The following is a 2,783-nucleotide window of genomic DNA, read 5'->3' on the forward strand; positions in this document are numbered from 1 at the left end:
TCAGTGGTGAGACTACGGTTCACCACTGACAACGCTCACTCGGTTTTCCGGCGAGCCTCGCTCCGCACCGGCAAAGGCCCGCTCGCGGCCGCCTCGACGACCTTCAGCAGGACGACCGAGCGCGCCTCGACCGTCAGCGGGTCCCCGGCGCGGCGCCGGACCCCCGCCCCCTGCCCCGATTCGTGCGCCGTGTCCACCAGCACCTCGTACGCGCCCGCCCACGGCGCCCCCGGCAGCGTGCAGCGCACCGCCTCGTCGCCCGCGTGCAGCAGCGCGAGGAAGCTGTCGTCCACCACCGGCACGCCCTGCGGATCGCGCTGCGCGATGTCCCGGCCCGACAGGTACATGCCCACCGTCGACGACGGCGCGTACCAGTCCGCCTCCGTCATCTCCGCCCCGGCCGCCGTGAACCAGGCAAGGTCCCGCAGCCCGTCCGGGGTCTGCCGGCCGGAGAAGAAGGCGCGCCGGCGCAGCACCGGATGGGCGCGGCGCAGCGCGATCAGCCGCGCCACGAGATCGCGCAGCGCCCGCCACCCGGAGTCCCCGAGCAGCGACCAGTCCAGCCAGCTCGTCTCGTCGTCCTGGCAGTACGCGTTGTTGTTGCCGCCCTGGGTGCGCCCCATCTCGTCGCCCGCGACGAGCATCGGCACCCCCGTGGACAGCAGCAGCGTGGTCAGCATGTTGCGCAGCTGCCGCCGCCGCAGCGCCCGCACGGCCGCGTCGTCGCTCTCGCCCTCCGCCCCGCAGTTCCACGCCCGGTTGTCGTCGGTGCCGTCCCGGTTGCCCTCCCCGTTGGCCTCGTTGTGCTTGTGCTCGTACGACACGAGGTCGCGCAGCGTGAAGCCGTCGTGCGCGGTGATGAAGTTGACGGACGCGTACGGGCGGCGGCCGCCCCACGCGTACAGGTCGCTGGAGCCGGAGAGCCGGTACCCGAGGTCGCGTACGTCCGGGAGGGCGCCCCGCCAGAAGTCGCGCACCGCGTCCCGGTAGCGGTCGTTCCACTCCGTCCACAGCGGCGGGAAGGACCCCACCTGATAGCCGCCGGAACCGACGTCCCACGGCTCGGCGATCAGCTTGACCCGCCGCAGCACCGGGTCCTGGGCGATGACGGCGAGGAACGGCGAGAGCATGTCGACGTCGTGCATGGAGCGCGCCAGCGCCGCCGCCAGGTCGAACCGGAAGCCGTCGACCCCCATCTCCGTCACCCAGTAGCGCAGCGAGTCCGTGATCAGCCGCAGGACGTTGGGCTGCACCACATGGAGGGTGTTGCCGCACCCCGTGTAGTCCGCGTAGCGCCGCAGGTCGCCCTGGAGGCGGTAGTACCCCCGGTTGTCGATGCCGCGCAGCGACAGCGTCGGCCCGTACTCGCCCGCCTCCGCGGTGTGGTTGTAGACGACGTCGAGGATCACCTCGATGCCCGCCGCGTGCAGCGCCCGCACCATCCGCTTGAACTCGCCGACCTGCTCGCCGCGCGTGCCCGAAGCGGAATAGGACGCGTGCGGCGCGAAATATCCGACCGAGTTGTAGCCCCAGTAGTTGCCCAGCCCCCGGCGCAGCAGATGGTCCTCATGGGCGAACTGGTGCACCGGCAGCAGCTCCACCGCCGTCACCCCGAGCTCCCGCAGATGGCCGACCGCCGCCGGATGCGCGAGCCCCGCGTACGTGCCGCGCAGCCGCTCCGGGATGTCCGGGTGGCGCATGGTGAAGCCGCGCACGTGCAGCTCGTAGATGACGGAATCGGCCCACGGCGTCTTCGGCCGGTGGTCGTCCGCCCAGTCGTCGTCGTCATGCACGACGACGCCCTTGGGGACGTACGGGGCCGAGTCCCGCTCGTCGCGCACGGTGTCCGCCACATGCTGCTGCGGCCAGTCCCGCACGTGCCCGTACAACTCGGCGGGCAGCGCGCCGCGCCCCCTCCCCGCCGTCCCGTAGCCGGTGAACTCGCCGTCCACGGCCCGCGCGTACGGATCGAGGAGCAGTTTGGCCGGGTTCCAGCGGGCGCCCATCCAGGGGTCCCAGCGGCCGTGGACGCGATAGCCGTACCGCTGGCCGGGGAACACGCCCGGTACGAAGCCGTGCCAGATCTCATGAGTCAGCTCCCCGAGCACACAGCGCGTCTCCGTGCCGTCCTCGGCGAACAGACACAGCTCCACCGCCTCGGCGCCGCCCGCCCAGAGCGCGAAATTCGTCCCCGCCACACCGTCCGGGCCGACCCTGAAGCGCGCCCCCAGCGGTTCCGAACTCCCCGTCCACACCCGGGCCCCCGCCCGCCGCCCGCCATTGCGCGCGGCCGGCCCGGCGGGGGAGGGCCCGGTGGGGGAGGCCGGACCGGGGGCGGCCGGGGGAGGGGCGCCGTTCGTACGGGTCCGGGCCGGCCCTTCCCGGACGGTCCCCTGCTCGGCTGCGCTCGACACCTGTTCGCCTCCGGGCGGCTCGCGGACGGCTGTTTCCTGCTGCACAGGACGGCACCGCCACCGCTCCGGCGTCCCGGCCGGGCGGACGCGATCCCGTCCTTTTACCTGTTCTTCCCAGAACAGGGCATGTCATCACACCAGCGGCCGGTCCCGGCGGTCGCCCGCGCCCTCGTTTCCCCCGGTGGGGGACCGTCGTTGGGCCCGGCGTGACACATGCAACGAAGCGCGGGGCGCGCACGGGGGCCAGACTCTGCTTCGCAACGGCCGTATCGGCGCTCACGGGGCTCGCGGCGCTCACGGGGTGCGGCCACGGCGGACCCGCGCCGGACGACGGCGCGCGCCCGGCCCAGGAAGTCATCAAGGTCGCGC

Annotated in this window: 1 protein-coding gene; it reads right to left on the reverse strand. The window is 73.2% G+C overall.

All coding sequences use genetic code 11. The features are described from left to right. Positions 1 to 35: 35 nt before the first annotated feature. Positions 36 to 2,414 (reverse strand): glycogen debranching protein GlgX, encoded by a 2,379-nt coding sequence (gene glgX, locus ACFU99_RS39900; protein ID WP_384402526.1) that lies wholly within the window; start codon positions 2,412 to 2,414, stop codon positions 36 to 38. Between the last annotated feature and the right edge of the window lie 369 nt (positions 2,415 to 2,783).

The sequence above is a fragment of the Streptomyces sp. NPDC057654 genome (genome assembly GCF_042800135.1).
GTDB lineage: Bacteria > Actinomycetota > Actinomycetes > Streptomycetales > Streptomycetaceae > Streptomyces.